At 41.6% G+C, this 18,861-nt stretch carries 14 protein-coding genes and 2 tRNA genes; 11 read left to right on the top strand and 5 right to left on the bottom strand.

What is annotated here, in order from left to right; translation table 11 throughout:
* Positions 1-6: 6 nt before the first annotated feature.
* Entirely contained in the window at positions 7-1,128 is a 1,122-nt protein-coding gene (gene ftsY, locus HXT30_RS05650; RefSeq protein ID WP_415701502.1) for a signal recognition particle-docking protein FtsY, read from the bottom strand.
* A 218-nt stretch (positions 1,129-1,346) separates the two neighbouring features.
* Here ftsY and HXT30_RS05645 point away from each other — a divergent pair, with 218 nt between their 5' ends.
* Together HXT30_RS05645 and HXT30_RS05640 are read left to right on the top strand one after the other, a co-directional pair.
* Entirely contained in the window at positions 1,347-1,610 is a 264-nt protein-coding gene (locus HXT30_RS05645; protein ID WP_422111511.1) for a glutaredoxin domain-containing protein, read from the top strand.
* Positions 1,611-1,669: 59 nt separating this feature from the next.
* A tRNA-Lys gene (locus HXT30_RS05640) sits at positions 1,670-1,742 on the top strand.
* 164 nt (positions 1,743-1,906) lie between these two features.
* Here HXT30_RS05640 and HXT30_RS05635 read toward each other — a convergent pair.
* The 3 genes from HXT30_RS05635 to HXT30_RS05625 form a co-directional block, all read right to left on the bottom strand.
* Positions 1,907-2,353 carry an RbsD/FucU family protein gene (locus tag HXT30_RS05635; RefSeq protein ID WP_004131125.1) on the bottom strand — a complete coding sequence of 149 codons (447 nt, stop codon included), beginning with the start codon at positions 2,351-2,353 and terminating at the stop codon, positions 1,907-1,909.
* A 275-nt stretch (positions 2,354-2,628) separates the two neighbouring features.
* On the bottom strand, positions 2,629-4,065 hold the full coding sequence (locus HXT30_RS05630) for a DUF4032 domain-containing protein (protein ID WP_422111510.1): 1,437 nt from the start codon (positions 4,063-4,065) through the stop codon (positions 2,629-2,631).
* A gap of 189 nt (positions 4,066-4,254) precedes the next feature.
* Positions 4,255-5,382, bottom strand: a complete 1,128-nt coding sequence (locus tag HXT30_RS05625; protein ID WP_116438099.1) for an ABC transporter ATP-binding protein — start codon at positions 5,380-5,382, stop codon at positions 4,255-4,257.
* Positions 5,383-5,730: 348 nt separating this feature from the next.
* Between HXT30_RS05625 and HXT30_RS05620 the strand changes: the two genes are divergently transcribed.
* The 6 genes from HXT30_RS05620 to HXT30_RS05595 all read left to right on the top strand — a co-directional run bounded on the left by HXT30_RS05620 (position 5,731) and on the right by HXT30_RS05595 (position 12,284).
* Positions 5,731-7,500 carry a serine/threonine-protein kinase gene (locus tag HXT30_RS05620; protein ID WP_422111509.1) on the top strand — a complete coding sequence of 590 codons (1,770 nt, stop codon included), beginning with the start codon at positions 5,731-5,733 and terminating at the stop codon, positions 7,498-7,500.
* Positions 7,501-7,584: 84 nt separating this feature from the next.
* The gene (locus HXT30_RS05615; RefSeq protein WP_422111508.1) at positions 7,585-8,523 is read left to right on the top strand and encodes a DsbA family protein; all 939 of its coding nucleotides are present in this window, start codon (positions 7,585-7,587) and stop codon (positions 8,521-8,523) included.
* A gap of 107 nt (positions 8,524-8,630) precedes the next feature.
* A tRNA-Thr gene (locus HXT30_RS05610) sits at positions 8,631-8,707 on the top strand.
* Between the two features lie 478 nt (positions 8,708-9,185).
* Positions 9,186-10,652 carry a G5 domain-containing protein gene (locus HXT30_RS05605; protein ID WP_422111507.1) on the top strand — a complete coding sequence of 489 codons (1,467 nt, stop codon included), beginning with the start codon at positions 9,186-9,188 and terminating at the stop codon, positions 10,650-10,652.
* Positions 10,653-10,655: 3 nt separating this feature from the next.
* Entirely contained in the window at positions 10,656-11,546 is an 891-nt protein-coding gene (gene rsmA, locus HXT30_RS05600) for a 16S rRNA (adenine(1518)-N(6)/adenine(1519)-N(6))-dimethyltransferase RsmA (RefSeq protein WP_422111506.1), read from the top strand.
* A 114-nt stretch (positions 11,547-11,660) separates the two neighbouring features.
* Positions 11,661-12,284: a LytR C-terminal domain-containing protein gene (locus tag HXT30_RS05595; RefSeq protein WP_422111505.1), complete on the top strand. Its 624-nt coding sequence runs from the start codon at positions 11,661-11,663 to the stop codon at positions 12,282-12,284.
* Between the two features lie 33 nt (positions 12,285-12,317).
* On the opposite strand, the gene HXT30_RS05590 is transcribed toward HXT30_RS05595, so the two are convergent.
* Positions 12,318-13,787, bottom strand: coding sequence for a CCA tRNA nucleotidyltransferase (locus HXT30_RS05590; protein WP_050567582.1), 1,470 nt, complete (start codon positions 13,785-13,787; stop codon positions 12,318-12,320).
* A 42-nt stretch (positions 13,788-13,829) separates the two neighbouring features.
* Between HXT30_RS05590 and HXT30_RS05585 the strand changes: the two genes are divergently transcribed.
* From HXT30_RS05585 to murJ, 3 genes are read left to right on the top strand one after another with little or no spacing between them, the layout of a single operon-like run.
* Complete coding sequence (locus HXT30_RS05585; protein WP_032812862.1) at positions 13,830-14,594, top strand: NUDIX hydrolase; 765 nt, start codon at positions 13,830-13,832, stop codon at positions 14,592-14,594.
* Complete coding sequence (locus HXT30_RS05580) at positions 14,557-16,914, top strand: DUF6049 family protein (protein ID WP_422111504.1); 2,358 nt, start codon at positions 14,557-14,559, stop codon at positions 16,912-16,914. The genes HXT30_RS05585 and HXT30_RS05580 overlap by 38 nt, the downstream gene beginning before the upstream one ends.
* Positions 16,911-18,710, top strand: a complete 1,800-nt coding sequence (gene murJ, locus HXT30_RS05575; protein ID WP_422111503.1) for a murein biosynthesis integral membrane protein MurJ — start codon at positions 16,911-16,913, stop codon at positions 18,708-18,710. Before HXT30_RS05580 ends, murJ begins: the two co-directional genes overlap by 4 nt.
* Positions 18,711-18,861 lie beyond the last annotated feature (151 nt).

Below are 18,861 nucleotides of genomic sequence, written 5' to 3'. Positions count from 1 at the left end.
AGCAACTCAAGCCAAAATGCCGTCTACAAAGCTTTCTGGATCAAACGGCGCAAGATCGTCTGGACCTTCCCCTAGACCAACAAGCTTTACAGGAACTCCAAGCTCGCGTTGAACAGAAATCACAATTCCACCCTTTGCGGAACCGTCTAACTTTGTTAGCACAACGCCCGTAATTCCAATAGCTTGAGCAAAGACTTTTGCTTGAGCCATTCCATTTTGGCCAGTTGTAGCATCAAGAACTAAAAGCACTTCGTCTACAGGAACAGTTTTTTCGACTACGCGGCGGATTTTGCCAAGCTCTTCCATAAGATTTGCCTTATTTTGCAACCTTCCAGCCGTGTCTACAATCAAAACGTCTGCATTTGCTTCTTTGGCAGCCGTAGCGCCATCAAAAGCCACGGAAGCAGGATCTGCTCCATCTTTTTGACTACGCACAACTTTAACGCCTGCAGCATTTGCCCAAGTTTCAAGCTGATCGGCAGCAGCCGCGCGGAAAGTATCGGCAGCAGCAAGAATTACAGAACGATTTTTAGAAACCATTAGTCGCGCAAGCTTGCCAGCAGTAGTGGTTTTTCCAGTGCCATTTACGCCAACCATCATGATTACGCTTGGCTTATTTGCATCTTGCAAATCTGCTTTTAGGCTTCTATCGGTTTTGCTGCCAACAACATCTATAAGTTTCGCGCGCAATGCTTCACGAACCTCTTGCGCGCTGGCAGCAGCAGAAATCCTAGCGTCTTTTTTAAGCGACTCAACCAACTCTTCGCTTGCTTGCGCGCCAACATCCGCCATTAAAAGCGTATCTTCTACATCTTGCCAATCGTCTTCACTAATATTATCTTTGCTTAAAATGTTAAAAAGCGCGCGTCCAAAAGGATTTTGACTATTCGCAAGCTTGCCTCTAAGCCTAGCCATTCTAGACGTTGCATTTTCTGGCAATTGCGCGCTAAAATCGCTATTATTTTCAGCGCTACTAGACAATGGGTCTTCTTTGCTAGTAGGTATTACTGGGCCATGCGATTTTCCAATAATTCGCAAAACAACAGCTACCGCCACTAAAGCAACAGCTAAAATAACTGCGCCAACAGTAAACCATATAACCAAATTTAAGTCCATAACCATGTTCATATAATAAGCCTATGAAATTAAAGGGACACATTAAAGAGAATTAGCTTAAATTATAGTTGAAATTGTTGATTATTCGCAAAAATCACGCAAATATTAGTGTTCTAATACAATATTTTTTATAGACCATTATGAGTGAAAATTTATAATACATTTGCAAACCACTTTAATTGCCACTTTAATGGCCACTTTACAATCAAACTAAATTGGGGTGATATTTTATGGAAAATTTGCCATTAGTCAATGTTTACGGAGCCGATTGGTGTGGCGATTGCATTCGCGCAAAGTCCGCGCTTAACCAGTTTAATGTTGCTTTTACTTGGCACAATATTGAGTCCGAAGACGGGGCTGCTCAAAAAGCTGTTGAGATTAGCGGTCAGAAGCATATTCCTGTTGTGACTTTTAGCGACGGCAGCTTTATGGTTGAGCCATTCGCAAGCCAAATCAAAGATAAGCTTATGCAATTAGGACAACTTGCAAACTAACACGCCAACATCAAAGAAGTTGGATTAGTCTACAAAATGTAGTACACTAAGCATTTGTTGCCCCTTTAGCTCAATTGGCAGAGCAGAGTCCTTTTAAGTCTTGGGTTGTGGGTTCGAGTCCCACAGGGGGCACAAAATAAGCACTGCACGTAGCAGATGGTTCTTAAATTCCAAATCATCTTGTTACATGCAGTGCTTTTATGCTATAACACTTAGATTTCTATATCTCTACAAACAGATAACAGGCAAATAACAGATAAATAGCATATAAATATAAACTTATTTACCTATTTACGCTACTCTCCAGCAAACACCACGCCCTTACGCAGCATAATGTTAGCGTATTGAGCACGCTCACCCGTGGCAACAACACAATATGCCTTCTTTGCCTCATCGTAGAACGCAAATCTTTCAAGAGTTCCTAAAGTGCTTGCTCCACGTTTATCGTATTTAGCAATAATATCTTCATATTCTTTCCAGATTGGAGTTTCGCAAGGGTCTCCTGGAACAACTTCCATAAGTGTAGCTGGCTTATCGGTGTATTGATCGAGTGGCATCAACTTTAAGATTGCAGTTAGCAATTCCGAAGTTCCATGGCCATCGCAGCGTACAACTATAGCGTCTTTTCCTACAGACTCAGTTGGAAAATTTCCATCGGCCAATACTAAAACATCTCCATGGCCCATTTCGCAAAGAACCTTCAGCAACGCTGGAGGAATTATAGAATCTACACCTTTTAACATAATAATCTCCCTTGATTAATTGATAAATAACTATTATTAGTTGGCAATCATTGACAACTAACAAGAAAATTCTATCACCATTCACAAAAGAAATTAACAAAATTCCTAAAATAAATACGAATTATTCCACATTTCAAAGAGAATAATTCCACACTTCACTAAACAAAAGTAAAGCAGATGCAAAACAGTTGTAAAACAGATGCAAAGTAAGGAATCTCTTAAAACGCTAGCAAAACAAAAATGCTCACAAAAGCACGCAAAAGCTCACAAAAAGCTCAGCTTGCCCAAACACTTGCGTCTTGATCATACTCGTCATCGTCATCACTCGCCGCAACCGCAGGAGCAGCTGCAAGCGCAGGCGTGGAATACGTGTACTCGTCGTCTACAACGCCAGAATCCGCATCCGCATTAATCGCAGCCAAAACGCGCTTATCCATCTTGTATTGAGGCAAAACGTTCTTAATGTAGCTTGTTACTGCATCTTGCATAGAAACGTCGTGCCCAACGCGCTCTGCCATAAACCAACGATGATCCAAAACTTCATGGAAGAACTGCGCAGGCTGGATTTGCGACCTAAACTCAGGCGGAATCATGCGAACAGTAGGCTCAAACACTTCGCGCATCCAGTCTGTAGCAACAATCTCCAGCTCTTCACCCTGGCGCCATGTAGAAGTGCGGTACGCGTCTAAATCGTTAAGAAGCCTACGAGCTTGATTTTCTTGCACATCTAAGCCAGTCAAACGCAAAAGTTTTCTAGAAGCGTATCCAGCGTCCACAACTCGCGGTCTAACCAAAACTCTTCGCCCATCTTCGGAAGTCTTCATCTCAAGCTCGTCTACATCAAATCCAAGCTCGTTAAGACGATTCACGCGGCGCTCAATACGCCACATTTCGTCTGGGCTAAACTTATCTACGTCTGTAAGCGTGCTCCAAAGCGAATGGTATCGATCTACAAGCCTGTTTCCAATGCTAATTTCGTCAACTTCTCCAGGCAAAAGCTGGCCAGAACTCAAATCCATTAATTCGCCGATTATATTTGTGCGAGCTAAGTCAATATCGTATTCTCGCTGGCCTTCGGTAAGGCTTCCGTGCAAATCGCCAGTTTCCGCGTCCACCAAAAACGCAGTAAATGCGTCGGCATCTCGCAAGAACAGAACGTTAGAAAGCGAAACATCTCCCCAATAGAATCCCGAAAGATGCAAGCGAACCATAAGCACAGCAAGCGCATCAATTAAACGCTCCGCAGTATCTGGGCGCAAAGTTCTAGCAAATAGTGCTCGATAAGGCAGTGAGAATTTAAGATGACGAGTAACAAGCATTGCTTCAAGCGGCTCACCATTCTTATCTTTTCTACCAGCAACAACTGCTATAGGCTTAACTGTTGGAAGTTCCAGCTTGCGCAAACGTCTTAAAAGCTCATATTCGCGCTCCGCGACTTGACGAGTAATCTCCTTCATTGCGTACACTTCGTCGCCTACGTGCACAAAACGCACAACGTGCCTAGATATACCTCGAGGAAGGTTAACAAAAAGATTTGTAGGCCATTGAGAAAGCGGCAGCTCCCAAGGAAGCATAAACATTTGAGGATTAGAGCTTGCAGCAGTAATCTTCAACGCTGGCGGTTCCGCAGAAGACACAGTCTCGCTAAGCGCAGAAACCGATGTTGCTTGCGCAGCACGCGGATCCATTAAAGGAGTTTCGTTCCATTCCATAAAATCTAGTCTACCCGTAAAGATGAACGCTAATAACCAAATAATCACCAAATGTGAATAAATGCAAATACAACTACAGATTAAAATAAGCTAAATCATGCGAAAACGGGGCTCGCCTAGCGAACCCCGCCATACCCTTATACAGAAATCTTGGGCACTCAAAACAAGAATCAAGTGCCCAAGAAAACGCTAGTTCAAACGCAACTCTGTAGAAGGCGCAAACAGGTGCATCTTGGATGGATCAATCTTAATCTTTACAACGTCACCAACCTTTGGAAGCGCACGTGGGTTCACGCGAATCGTTGTGAGCTTGTTCTGGTCGCTCATCATTGTAGATGCTTCTTCTGGAGATCCATCGGTGATGATGTTTCCGTAGATGTAACCGTCGGAGCCAAGATCTTCCACGTTTACAACCTTCAAGGAGAAGGCATTTGGATCGTCGGAAGTTGCCAAGCTTGCATCTTCTGGACGGAAGCCAACAATAATCTGACCCTTATCTTCCTCGGCAAGCTTATCAACAGCTTCTGCTGGAAGAGTGATGGAATCCTCGCCAATTTGAGCCTTGCCATCAACCACTGGATGCTGGTTAATGTTCATAGATGGGGAACCAATGAAGCCTGCAACAAACACGTTTGCTGGGCGGTCATAAAGCTCGGTTGGAGCGCCAACCTGCTGCAAAATGCCAAGCTTAATAACGGCAATGCGGTCACCCATTGTCAAAGCCTCGGTCTGATCGTGCGTTACGTAAAGAGTAGTAACGCCGAGCTGACGCTGCAATGCCGCGATTTGCGTACGAGTCTGTACGCGAAGCTTTGCATCAAGGTTGGAAAGAGGCTCATCCATAAGGAAGACTTTTGGTTCACGAACAATTGCGCGACCCATTGCAACACGCTGACGCTGACCACCAGACAAAGCCTTTGGCTTACGATCCAAGTACTCAGTCAAATCCAAAACTTCAGCAGCTTTTTCAACGCGCTTGCGGATTTCTTCCTTGTTTACGCCTGCAATCTTAAGAGCAAATCCCATGTTATCTGCAACAGTCATATGTGGATACAATGCGTAGTTCTGGAACACCATTGCGATATCGCGATCTTTTGGCTGCATTGTAGTAACGTCTTGACCACCAATAAGAATGCGACCCTTGTTAACCTCTTCCAAGCCAGCCAACATTCGCAGCGTTGTGGACTTACCGCAACCAGATGGACCAACGAGTACAAGGAACTCGCCATCCTTAATAGTCATGTTCAAATCATCAACCGAAGGCTTATCGTTGCCTGGGTAGATTCGAGTTACATGATCAAATACAACTTCTGCCATGATATTTTCCTTTCATCGGCAGGTACGTGCCGAACGATCCGTTGTGAAGGGTGTGCACTAAAGACCCCAAGTCCTACATCGGCGGCGTCAATCGTCCACATTTACTTACATGGTTCATTGAAGGTTCTCTTCGTTGAGCCATGATTCAATATATCATGTTTATTCAGTAAAAACAGCAAAATTACAGTATTTTCTAACACTTCGGCGTGTCGAGTATAAAAATCACTCATAAACAAAGGCTTATAAACACGATTACTTTTACAGTAGATATATAAACATTTGTTTATAAAATCGCGTGTTTAGTGTTAAAAAACAAATTGGCATAGCTGCACACTAACATAATGCATTATGGAAGATGTGAGCATGTTTGACTTGCGCTCTGGCCAAAATGTTGGCGGATACACGCTGATTGAGCGACTGGGCGGAGGCGCTATGGGCTCCGTTTGGCGAGTAAAAGACGACGGTGGCCATTTTTACGCAATGAAGATTTTGCGCGCATCAATGCTAGAAAACCAAGACGATGATTTGGAATCTGCAGAAGTTAGCAATCCGCAAGAGCAAGCAAGACTTAGACTTAGGCGCGAGGCTCTAGCTTTGCAAAAAATACACCACGAAGGCGTGTGCTCAATAGTAGACATGGAGCTTGATGCTTCAATCGCTTTTATAGTCACAGAACTTATTGACGGCCACAATCTTAAAGAAGACGTTGCAATTAACGGCCCATACGTTGGTGGCGATTTAGAACGACTTGCACACAAACTAATCGACGCTGTAAAAGCGGTTCATAGTGCGGGCATAATTCACCGAGATATTAAGCCTACAAACATAATGATTTCCACTACTGGCCCCGTTTTAGTTGATTTTGGAATATCTATGGGGCAGGGCGAGTCGCATGTTACGCGAACTGGCCTTGTAATGGGAACCCCTGGATTTATTGCTCCAGAAATCATTGAAGGTGGAGAATCGAGCGAACTTACAGATTGGTGGAGCGTAGCTGCCGTTCTAGCTTTTGCAGCAACAGGAAAGCCTGTTTTTGGAACCAAGCCAATAATGGCAGTTTTAGAAAGAGCAGCATCTGGGAACGCAAATCTTAATGGTCTTCCAATAAGAACAATGCAAGCATTCAAAAGCGCATTAAATCCTAAAAGAAGCGAAAGATGCACTCCCGAACAGCTTGAAAACGCAATTTTCCAAGATGCTATGAACCCTACAGACTGGCAGGATTCAAGCTACCCTTTTGAGCACAGCTTTAGTGGAGAAACTGTACCCAATAATGCAAAAACTCACGATTTTAACACGACTTTTCAAACAAGAAAGCTTCCAGAAAACCCTAGAAAAATGTGGGTTTCTAAGAATGTTGACAATACAACTTTATTACACTCTACAGAATCGGATTTAATAGACCCCGAGCCAACATCTTTACTAGACGCCACTAGCACATCCACCACCAAGGTATACGCAAACGGGTTAGAACAAGCTATAGATACAGAACAAGTTACAGAGCCAGAACAAATCACAAATTCAGAACAAGCAACCAAAATTGCTGAGCCGCCTGAGTTAGATGAAAATCCGCATCCAAACGTAAATAAATACTTATTTCGCGGGCGAGTGGCGGCGGCTGTATTCATTACTCTTGCAAGCTTACTAGCTGCGATTTCTCCAATAGATGCGCTTGCAGCAAATCTTATTTTTATGCTAATTACAGCAACAATCGGATACAATGTTTGCTCAAGCGTACGCAGAAAACGCGCGAACGAATCCGTTGGCGGAAAAGACGTATTCATAAGAATCGCTAGCATACCGTGGCATTTTATTAAAGCAATCGCATACTCGATTAAAAAAGTCCTAACTCTTGCAATAGCAGGCATTATTGGCGCATACGTGTATCCAATTTTAATACATGCATCTAGTCAACTAATCAAAGTTCAAGTTTGGTCAATTAGCGTGATTTTACCAACATACGCTCCAGATATTTGTTCGCCAACTTCAATTGGGTACATTACTGGATTTATTGCAGGATGGATTATTTCTTTTATATTAGGTAAAACTAAAATATTCGCCGTTGGAGCAGGGGCCATTTGCGGCGCGGGAAAATCGCAAGCAACCGACAGTGATTAAGTCCGTTGATACCGTAATCTAAACTATTCTTTTAGATTAATTTACTTATGTATGTTATTTGTAAAAATCAGGGGAAGGATAGGCATGCCTAACAGTAGCAGAAGCGCGCAAAATCAATCAAATCAAAATCTTCAAGCGCGCAAAGCTAAAGAATTACGCCAACAAACAATCGTTGGAATTGTTGTTGTTGTCATTTTAATTGGCATGATTGCGGCAATTGGAATTACAGCTCTTAACGCCACTAATGCGCAAAATCAAAAGAATGTCGAGCAAGCTCAACAAGCAAGACGAGCTGTTAAAAATCTTACGACTAATCAAAAGCCTAAGTACGCAAACGAACAAGGCGGAATTTTAATCAGCAAAAACGGCTATAACACAACTGCTCCAAACGCTCCGACTATAGCGGTTTATGCCGATCCTCTGTGCCCAGGATGCGGTAATTTTAATCGCGATTCCGATCAAATGCTTATTGCAATGATGAAAGCTGGCCAAATCAACCTTGAGATTCACCCAATGTCGTTCTTGGATCGAATTTCTAGCGACCACTATTCAACACGCGTAACTGGCGCAATCGCATACATTTCTTCTAACGACGACAATCCTTCGCACTTACTTCAATTTATTAACAACATTTTTGCAGAAGACTTCCAGCCAGAAGAAGGCGACGGCTACAAGCCTGTTAGCAACAAAAAGCTGATTGAGCAAGCCATAAACGCTGGCGTTAGCGAAGAAGTTGCAAACAAAGCATTCAACAGAAATTATCTTGATTGGCAAAACGCTATTAATGCCGATACACCAAATCGCAAGGCTTTGTGGAATGTTAGCGGATCAAATAAGGGAGCTATGACAACTCCTACAACCACTATCAACGGGAAGCTGCTTGATATGGTTGAGGTTAGCAAGAAGAAGCTTAGTACTCCAGATGCAATTCTTAAGTCTATTGGATTAGACAAGTCTAAGGTTGGAGTTGAAGGTGTTATGCCAAAGGTAACAGATAAAGATCAGCCAAATCCTCTTGACTAGTTCTTGTTGATTAGTGTGTTGGTTCCAAAAGTTGCACTTGGCAACGGGTGCTGATACACTAATCAATGTTTTGCTCGCGAAGATTTTTAACTAGCGTGCAAGAACTCGCCTCCTTAGCTCAGATGGCCAGAGCGGCCGCCTTGTAAGCGGCAGGTCGCCGGTTCGATCCCGGCAGGAGGCTCCATTTTATAGGCGTTTTGCATAACAAAACAGTCTAAATTATAAAAATCCACTTGTATGCATATTATGAGTCATAAGCATATAAAAAGTTTTTAGTGAATTTACAATAACAATAATAAGATAATAAGTTAAGATAATAAGTCATAAATAAATTTATTGTATGATGAACCGTAAAGCTTACAAGAACAATTTATGCTGATTACTTCGCTTGAGTAAGTTCTCGGGAACCTTCCCCCAACTCAGGGTTTCCGAGCAAGAGGATGGAGCGTCCCCCAACCAGCTCCTCCTCATGGGGGCAGGACAAATCCCCTTCTCTCCTGCCCCCCCCTTTACCTTTTATAGTTTTATAGTTTTATAGTTTAAGATTGATTCTTCTTAACGCATTTTTAATGAGTTAGATTATATGCTTATAGTCTTATTTTTTGGCTGATTGCAATCATTGCTATAATTAAGATTCAGTTTTGCGTTGAAAGTGAGGTTGAATGGCACGCAGATGGACGCCTCAGCGGTTTGTAATAATGAGAAGACTACGCGTTTTTATATGCGTTCTAGCTCTTGTTATTTCTAGCACTGGGATTTTTGCACTTTCTGCGCGTAAATCTATTGCTTTAATCATAAATGGCAAAACTAAAGTAGTAACAACTTATGCATCTACTACACAAAGACTTCTACAAGAACAAAAAGTACCAGTTAAAACACACGACCAAGTTATTAGTACTTCGGGAGACATATTAGCAGATCACGCAACTGTTACCGTTAGAAGCGCTTATCAAACATCCATTACAGTAGACGGTGTAACAATACCATTTTGGACTGTTGCAACAAGCATTGATCAATTAATCGGATTCTTCCAAGCAAACGCAGATCATGCTGCAAAAATAACTGTTAATTTGCAAAACATTTATAACAAGCTTACTGGTGGACTTTCTATAAACAAAAAAGGACCAGTCACAGTTATTTGCGATAACAAAACAAGAGTTGTTCCAGACGGAACACTGCCAGCAAGCTCAATTCTTGATTCTTTAGGAATAGTCTTAGGAAAAGAAGACCAAGTAACTGTTAGCGAAGAAAATGGAAAAACTTTGCTTCGCATTCTTAGAGTAACGCATGGAAAAGAATCTAGAAACGTTGTTATTCCATTTAGCACTATAAACGTAAACGACTCAAGTCTTGCAATCGGAGCTAGAGTTATTAAACAATCTGGCGCAAATGGCGAGCGCATAGATTTGTATAACGTGACTTATGTGGATGGCAAAGCTCAAAGTGCAACGCTAATAAAGCGGTCAATTGTTAAGCCGTCGATTGATCAAATTGTTGCAATTGGCGCAAAGTCTACTCCTAGAACACAAAACGAGTCTAAGCCAAGCAAACGAATCAATAAACAAGAAGAAAACAAGAAACCAAATAATCAAACTAATCAAACTCAATCGCAAAAAACAAACACGAATCAACAAAATACACAAAACAAGAGCGCACAACAGGGCGCGCAAAATCAAAATGCGCAACAAAATAATAACGACAATCAGCAAAATTCTAAGCAAACTGTTGAAACTTCACAAGCTATAAAACAAACACCTGCCCCAACACCAACTCCTGCACCTGCACCCGCACCCGCAGATAACCCAAACGGCATGGTTCACGCAACACCAGAACAAGCAAAACTCTATGCTCAAGCAGCATGCGCACAACTTGGTTGGACTGGCGCAATGTGGGAAGACCTTGTTAAATTGTGGACAAGAGAATCGAATTGGCGTTGGAATGCAGAAAATAAAGGCTCTGGCGCGTACGGAATTCCGCAATCACTTCCAGCAAATAAAATGGCGAGCGCGGGAGCAAACTGGCATGAAGACGCGTCAATACAAATAACGTGGGGCCTTAGTTACATTAGAAGTAAATACGGGAATCCTAGCGAAGCGTGGAAGCATTCACAAGAAATTGGATGGTATTAAAGTTTGGATGGTATTAAATTGACGAAAGATAATATTGAAAATCAACAAGGCCGTCTTCTTGGAGCAGTAGATATTCGCGCAATTGCAGCGCAAGAGGGCATTACGCCTACAAAAAAGTTTGGTCAAAATTTTGTTATTGACCCAGGAACAGTTAAAAAAATCGTTGCTGCGTCAAAAATTAATTCAAACGATTTTGTTATGGAAGTAGGCCCTGGTCTTGGCTCTCTTACACTTGCGATTCTTCAAGCGGGCGCAAATCTTACTGCTGTAGAAATAGATCCGCATCTTGCTAAGCGTTTGCCAAGAACCGTTAAAGAATTTATGCCTAATGCTTTAGAACGGTTTAATGTGATTCTTAAAGACGCGTTAGAGGTAAACGCTCAAGACGTTCCCGATTTAGCAAAAGCGGCGCACTTTACGCTTGTTGCAAATCTTCCATACAACGTTGCAACACCGATTATTCTTACTCTTTTAGAAAAATTCGATAATCTTACAAGCTTTCTTGTAATGGTTCAAAAAGAAGTTGCAGATCGCTTATGCGCGCAGCCTGGCAATAAAACGTATGGCACTCCAAGCGTAAAGTTGGCTTGGTATGGTACTGCTCAAAAAGCTGGTTTGATTGGCAGAAACGTATTTTGGCCTGCTCCAAACGTTGACTCCGCGCTAGTGTACTTTAAGAGAAACGATAATCCAAAAGGCAGCGAGCAAGAAAAAGAAAAAGTGTTTAAGATTATTGATGCAGCATTCCAGCAGAGAAGAAAAACGCTAAACGCAGCACTAAAGAGCATTGTTCCTAAAGAAGCCTACGAACTTTCTAAGATTGATTCAACAAGACGAGGCGAAACTTTAACTTGCGACGAATTTTTAGCTCTCTGTAAAGCTTTTAACAGTTAAAATACGCTTATAAACGCCGTCATGCATAGTAAGTAAAATAGCTAACACTTATGCATACGCATACGCGCGCACAACGCGCACAATACAAGCACACAGTACAGATCGGAAGTTAGCATGACGCAGTTTTACGACGAGCGACTAGCCCGAAGAGAGTTCATGTATCAAAGAAAACGATTTGTGCTATCGTCTGTTGCAATCGGAGTTGCAATTGCCTTTGTTTTAGCTCTTATTGTGCAATCTCATCTTTTTGGAATCGCTGCTCCTAGAACTCCAGAAGTAGACCCAAACTATGGCGTTCAAGCGCCTTGTGCTATAAGAAACAAAGACGAAAATAAAGCGTCTTATATAGATAATCGTGCTGTTTCTATACGCGTTCTAAATGGAACAAAATTCCGCGGATTTGCGCGAGCAGTCGGGGAAGGCCTTAGAAATCGCGGTTTTAACTTAATCGAAGTTGGAAATAGCGAAACACGCGTTAAGCGCACAACAATCTATTTTGGAAAACAGTCGATTAACGAAGCTTATACACTAGTAGCCAATTTTAAGGACGCCATTTTGCGCATGGACGACCGTCAAGATAAGCTTATTGACGTTGTTTTAGGAGCCACTTTTAGCAATCTTCGTCCTAAAACCGACGTTCCTGCTGCTGGAGCTGCAATTAACGAGATTAGAGGCTGCTCAGCGTATAACACAATTAAGAATCTTCCAAAAGCTGCAAACCACAAGCCTATTCAGTAAGATTCTAGCTTATATAGACGCGCGCGATTCGCTTTATTCAGCTTGACTTTCGTACCATTTTTTAAGCTCGTCAACAGCAACACTGTGCTCTACAGGACCATTATCTAGTCTGTATTCCAGCATGTGCTTGTATGCTTTACCAACAATAGGACCAGGCTCCAAACCAAGAAGATTCATGATTTCATTGCCATCCAAGTCTGGACGAATTGCGTTAAAATCTTCCTGCTTTTTTAATTCGCGTACGCGATCTTCCATCTCGTCCATCGCATGCTCAAACATAAGCGACTTGCGCTTGTTTTGAGTAGTAGCATCTGCGCGCGTTAGGCGATTTAGACGCTCGTACAAGTGTCCTGAATCCTTAACATACCTTCTAACTGCAGAATCCGTCCAAGGCTCGTCTACGTAGCCATGGAATCGCAAATGCAAATTCACAAGCTCGCTTACATCGTCAATAATATGATGGTCAAAATGCAAAGCTTTCATGCGTTTTCGAGTCATTTTAGCTCCAACAATATCGTGATGATGGAAGCTAACTTTTCCGCCGTCTTCAAACTTTCTAGTGCGCGGCTTGCCAATATCGTGCAAAAGAGCAGCAAGTCTCAAAGTTAAATCTGGCCCAGGAACCGCACCTTCGTCATCTGTTTCAAGCGCTATTGCGCGCTCAAGAACCATCATTGTGTGCTCAAAAACATCCTTATGCCTGTGATGCTCGTCGATTTCTAAGCGCAAAGCAGGAATTTCTGGCAAAACCCTATCTGCAATACCAGAATCAACCATTGCTTCAATTCCTGCGCGCGGATTTGCCGAAAGAAGCATCTTTGTTATTTCGTCGCGAACGCGCTCCGCAGAAACAATATCTAATCTAGAAACCATGCTCAAAATGGCCTCAGCCGTGCTTGCTTCAATAGTGAAACCAAGTTGAGCAACAAAGCGAACAGCACGCATCATTCTTAAAGGATCGTCGTCAAAAGATTGACGTGGGTCTACTGGAGTTCGCAAAATACCTTTAGATAAGTCGCTTGCTCCTCCAAATGGATCCACAAATTCTAGACTTGGCACGCGCAAAGCCATTGCGTTTACAGTAAAATCGCGTCTAGAAAGATCACCTTCCAAAGTATCGCCATATTTTACTTCTGGCTTTCTGGAATCTGGATTATAAGCATCGCATCTGTAAGTTGTTATCTCTACTTTTACTTCGGTTCCGTCTTTTCTGCGCTTCAAAGCTCCAAGCGTGCCAAACTTTCGACCCATGTCCCAAAAACCGTCATGACCCCAAGACCTAAGAAGTGGTTCAAACTCTTCTGGCTTAGCAGATGTGCAAAAGTCAAGATCGTGTGAAACTCTATGCAAAAGCATGTCTCGCACAGGGCCGCCAACAAGCGCCAACTCGTAATTGTGATCGGCAAATAATTTACCCAACTCTATGGCTTCTGGCCAAACTTCAAAGTTCACAGACACGCTTAAAAACACCCTTTCAGCAAAAATCAAACTACATTCCAGCATACCGTTACCCCAATGCACAGCGGATTGAGTAAGGTGGAGTGTATGGTTACTCCGAAAGACTTAAGACGCATGCTCGCCAGAGCCTCGGATAATCATACCCAAAACACTCCAAGCATTCGAGTTACTCCTCTTGATGTTGCTAGAATGAAAAGCAAAATTCAGCCACAACAAACCGAAGAAGAGGAGTCGATTTTTGTTGATATTTCGGGCTTTTCAGGCAGCTACACTGTTGAAAACATTCATGTTAATATAACGGAATCCAGGCAGCAAATATCTTCTATTAATGCCCCTTCTCCTGCATTAATGCCTCAAAGAAGAGTTAATGACGGCCCTAAAACTTTTGCTTCTCTAGACGCACAGGATTTGCCTATTGTTCGAGAATATTCCGCTGGAGGATTAGTTTTTGACTCTCTTGGGCGTGTCGCGGTTATAGCACGGCATTCGCGAAGTGGCCACATGGAATGGTGTTTGCCAAAAGGTCATATTGAAAAAGGCGAAACACCGCAACAAACAGCAGTTAGAGAGATTCGCGAAGAAACGGGTATTCTTGGCGAAGTTGTTGATTCAATCGCAACTATCGACTACTGGTTTACTGGAACAAGCCAGCGTGTGCATAAACTTGTTCACCACTTTGCGCTTAAGTATGTTAGCGGCGAATTATCTGTTCTTGGAGACCCAGATCACGAAGCAGAAGATGCGATTTGGGTTGATTTTAAGAACCTTAACGACATTTTAAGCTACCCAAACGAACGAAAAATAGCATGGATGTATGCTAAAAAGGCGAATAGGCGGCAAAACCGTGATTAACGTTACTAATGTGATTAATGTGATTGATTTTTCAAAAAACCAGTTGCGTAAGTCGCAAAAAAACGCGTTTTTAAGACTTTGCGCAACCACAGTTCTAATGGCACTCTTGCTTGCGACTTTCCCATTCTTCTTCGCACCAAAAGTCGCGTATGCTAATCAGTCTTCCTTAAGCTCCTACTCTTTGTATAACACAAAATCCAAAGGAATTTCGCTAAAAATCGTAAAGTCAACTTCGATTCTTACAGATAAAAGCGGATACCACATTAGTCTTCTGCTTAAAAATAACAGTTCTAAAGATTTTCCAGAAGGCAAAATTCAAGTCACTTTTAACCCTTGGTACACTTTTATGTCTAGAACCGACTTGCAAAAATGGAGCCAAGCCGAGTCTAGGATTCCAACGCCTCAACTAATAGGCGAAGTTAGTGTTCCAGCGCTTGCAAGCGGAAAATCTTATAGTGCGCAAATCGACGTTGATGCAAACAGTCAAAATCTTTCAAACATTATTTATTGGGGTCCAAAACCTGTTTCTATAACGTATTCTTCTTTAGATTTTAAGCATTATTATTCTGTTAAATCGTTTGTAACTCGAGCAAATATTGGCATTAAAAACGTTCAAACTCCGCCAATTAATGTGACTTTACTAATGCCAATAATCGCAAAATCTTCCGATTGGCGTTTTAACATTAGCAAGCACAATATTTCTCCTTCTATTAATGCCATTAGTGAATCGCAAGAAAATTTAGCAAATCCTACAACAGGCTCTACAACAGGCTCCACAACAAGCTCTGCAACTAACAGAAAAATCAGACTTAGTAAAAGCAGTATTAAGCGCATTACTTCTTTGATAAATCTTGTTCAAAAGCATCCAAAGTTGCAAACAATAGCAGACCCAAACACTCTTAAATTTAGTGAACCAACATTTACACCTTCCGTATTTATGCAAAATAACGGTTTTAACATAAGCAGGTATGCGGAATCTGAAAATCATGTTTCTTATAAACTAGCTGGAATTGGTTTAGATTCTTGGAGTAAAAAATCATCTGTATTAGAAAATTCAACAACAAAGCCGCTAAATCTTGATTCCTACGCTTTTCAAACAGGCGAAAAATGGACTCTACGCGCACTAGAACAGGCTGCCGCAAACGGATACAAAACAGTAGTGGCCACTAGCGGATTCGACCCTCTAGCAAACCGTTTTGCCGTAAAAAATGGTGTTTACGAGGTTCAAACATCTTCGGGAAGCGTAAAAGTGCTTTCTTGCCAAGAAACGCTTAACGAATTAATAAATGGACATTTTACAAGCGCTCAATCGGCAGCAGAAACTACTAGCGCAGGACTTCTAAACAGACTTGCAGCACAAAGCGCCTTCTACCAGATGGAACAGCCTTATATGCCTAGGCATTTGCTACTAACGTTTAGCCCAGATTCTTCTATACCTTTAATCGAATCAGTTGTAAGCATTCTAGAAAAATCGCCTTGGATTAGTCTGCTAGACATAAATTCTTTAACACACTCAAAAGCTATTACTAAAGAACACCTTGGATATAGCCCAGTTCCTAAGGCGAGTGCAATCGAAGGAAAATCATTAATCGCAAGCAAAGCTAAGATTAGCCAATTAGCTTCCGATAGAATGCTAGTAAACCAATTTATAAACAGCATTCTTGATCAAAATGAGCTTAATAACCATAAAACATGCGAGTCAGATGCTCAGTCTCTTGCAAAACAAAACGCAAAGTTAAAAATTAATCAAAACAGCAAAATCTGGAGCGAAAATCTTATTAAACTTTTTGACGCAATGGCTCAAAGAGAGCTAGATAATACGTTAAATAGCGCTAGCCAATCAAACAGTAGCGCTAGCGAATCGCAGACACAAACCAAAAATGGCACTCACAATTTGGCCAAAATGCTCATTTCTGGAATCAATATTATTCCTCCAAAAGACGTTACTCTTGTAAGCGAAACAGCAACCATGCCGATTACAATCAGCAACACAAACCCATACCCGATTAACGTATATTTAACTGCGTATACCAATTCTATGGAAATAGTAACTAGAAGAAAAACACCAGTTAAAATCGCAGCAAATAGCGAATCCCAGGTGATTTTGCCACTTAGATCTACAACATCTAGCAAAGTTAAAGCCACTTTTTCTCTAGAAGATAGAAACCACAACGTTTTTAGTAGCACTAAAGAGACGGCAATCACAAGCACGCTGCAAATCAGCGATAAAAGCGGTACGATTATTATAATATTTGCTTTTGCACTTGGAGCTTTTGGGCTTTTCAGGCAGTTTAATCGTAAAAAGGATCCAGACGAATGAATTCAGTAGGCCGCAACTCGATTATAATGGCAAGCGGCACGGCTGCTTCCAGAATAACTGGCCAGATTAGAACAATTTTGCTCGCCGCAGCCCTTGGCACAACTGGTTTGGCAGCAAATGCTTACCAGGCTGGGTCTATGATTCCTCAGCTTATTTATACGCTTGTTTCTGGCGGAATTTTCAACGCTGTTCTTGTTCCACAAATCGTTAAGACTCTAGAAAAACAAGATGCAAAAAATAGGCTAAATAAGCTAATAACATTTGCTATTATTCTGCTTTTAGGCGTAACCGCTTTAATGGCGATTGCCACACCTGTTTTAACATGGCTTTACGTTGGGTCTAACCCAGCAATGATTGCACTTACAAACGCTTTTACGCTGTGGTGTATGCCTCAAATATTCTTCTACGGCCTTTATACAGTACTCGGCCAAGTTCTGGCTGCTAAAGGCAAGTTTGCAATGTACGCTTGGAGCTCGGTTGCTGCAAACATTGTTAGCTGCACGGGATTTGGCGTGTTTATTGCGATTTTTGGAAAGGCAAGTAGGCAGCCTGCGCATTTTTGGAACAACACTACAATGCTTTTAACTGCAGGATTTTGGACTTTAGGTGTTGCAGCTCAAGCACTTGTTTTGTTTATTCCTCTTAAAAAAATCGGATTAAAGTATAAGCCAAGTTTTGGCATTAGCGGCATTGGCTTGCGCTCTATGGGACCTGTTGCAGCTTGGAGTTTTGCAATAGTGGCAGTTAGCCAGCTTTCTACAATGGCTACAACTCACATAACAACAAGCGCACCTTCTATAGCCGAAGAAACCTTGGGATTAAGCCAATTTGATGTTGCAGGAAACGCCACTTTTCAAAACGCATACACAATGTTTATTCTGCCATATTCGCTTATAGCTGTATCGGTTGCAACCGCTGTTTTTCCAAAAATCTCCAAGTCGATTGCGCAACACGATTTATCTACAGTTCGCGCAGATTTAAGCTCTTGCATTAGAAGCGTTAGCATTTTAATGTGCTTCTTTAGCGTTGCTTTTATTGTTATTCCAATGCCTATCTCTTTGGCTCTGCTTCCTTCAATTAGCATAAAAGAGGCGTACTTAATGGCCGATCCTCTTATGATGCTTTCGATTGGCTTGCCACTATCTAGCGCCTATTTGATTATTCAACGCACATTCTACGCTTTTGAAGACGGAAAGCATCCATTTATGTTTTGCGCAGCGCAACTTTGCGTAGAACTTGTTATTGTGTTTTCTTGCATAAAGTTCCTTCCGCCAAACTACTGGGTTAGCGCTTTAGCAGCAGCTGCATCATTTAGTTACATTCTTACTTTCCCTGCTCTTGTTAAAATGATTAGGTCTCGTTTTAACAATAATTTAGACGATAAGCAGATTATTATTACTCACATAAAGGTGATTGCGGCTTCTATTGTTTCTGCTGTTGTTGGAATTTTGACTAGAGAATTTATTTACAAGTGGATTTCTTTAGATTCACCAAACCTTCGTGGCGTTAATCGATGGTTGCTTGCGATTTTTGTTTGCGCAATTATAACTATTATTCTTGTAATCGTTTACGTATCTACTCTTTTGCTTTTAAGAACAAGCGAATTGGCGATCATTATTAATCCAATTCTTAAAAAAATCGGCGTAAAATGGTCGTTCTTGCTAAATCTTGAGCGCGCAAATAATGTTAAAAGTAATGCCAAAAGTAATATAAAAAACGTTAGCGAAAGCAGCGGCAACAATGGCAACAAAAATGGCAACAAAAATAATTCGCCTCGCGTTGTTCGTTCAAAATAGGCAAAAACAGTGCATAATGTGCAATAAATCGTCGCAATAAAAGTCGATAAGCATAAATCAACACAGTGAGCGATAATTAAATCAAAATAATTAAACAACAATAATTGCAAAAATAAGGAGCGTTTACTAAATTCTTCAATTACAATAATTG

The sequence above is a fragment of the Gardnerella sp. DNF00571G genome, from assembly GCF_049262695.1.
Taxonomy (GTDB): Bacteria; Actinomycetota; Actinomycetes; order Actinomycetales; family Bifidobacteriaceae; genus Bifidobacterium; species Bifidobacterium piotii.
Note: the sequence above shows the minus strand (reverse complement) of the source record. Positions and strands in the feature narration are given on the sequence as shown.

What these genes read in the sequence shown, in the direction of transcription:
- HXT30_RS05630 (WP_422111510.1), bottom strand. Translation starts at nt 4,065, where the DNA reads ATGGAATGGAACGAAACTCCTTTAATGGATCCGCGTGCTGCGCAAGCA.
- HXT30_RS05605 (WP_422111507.1), top strand. Translation starts at nt 9,186, where the DNA reads ATGGCACGCAGATGGACGCCTCAGCGGTTTGTAATAATGAGAAGACTA.
- ftsY (WP_415701502.1), bottom strand. Translation starts at nt 1,128, where the DNA reads ATGAACATGGTTATGGACTTAAATTTGGTTATATGGTTTACTGTTGGC.
- murJ (WP_422111503.1), top strand. Translation starts at nt 16,911, where the DNA reads ATGAATTCAGTAGGCCGCAACTCGATTATAATGGCAAGCGGCACGGCT.
- HXT30_RS05620 (WP_422111509.1), top strand. Translation starts at nt 5,731, where the DNA reads ATGGAAGATGTGAGCATGTTTGACTTGCGCTCTGGCCAAAATGTTGGC.
- HXT30_RS05635 (WP_004131125.1), bottom strand. Translation starts at nt 2,353, where the DNA reads ATGTTAAAAGGTGTAGATTCTATAATTCCTCCAGCGTTGCTGAAGGTT.
- HXT30_RS05625 (WP_116438099.1), bottom strand. Translation starts at nt 5,382, where the DNA reads ATGGCAGAAGTTGTATTTGATCATGTAACTCGAATCTACCCAGGCAAC.
- HXT30_RS05645 (WP_422111511.1), top strand. Translation starts at nt 1,347, where the DNA reads ATGGAAAATTTGCCATTAGTCAATGTTTACGGAGCCGATTGGTGTGGC.
- HXT30_RS05590 (WP_050567582.1), bottom strand. Translation starts at nt 13,787, where the DNA reads ATGCTGGAATGTAGTTTGATTTTTGCTGAAAGGGTGTTTTTAAGCGTG.
- HXT30_RS05595 (WP_422111505.1), top strand. Translation starts at nt 11,661, where the DNA reads ATGACGCAGTTTTACGACGAGCGACTAGCCCGAAGAGAGTTCATGTAT.
- HXT30_RS05615 (WP_422111508.1), top strand. Translation starts at nt 7,585, where the DNA reads ATGCCTAACAGTAGCAGAAGCGCGCAAAATCAATCAAATCAAAATCTT.
- HXT30_RS05585 (WP_032812862.1), top strand. Translation starts at nt 13,830, where the DNA reads ATGGTTACTCCGAAAGACTTAAGACGCATGCTCGCCAGAGCCTCGGAT.
- HXT30_RS05580 (WP_422111504.1), top strand. Translation starts at nt 14,557, where the DNA reads ATGCTAAAAAGGCGAATAGGCGGCAAAACCGTGATTAACGTTACTAAT.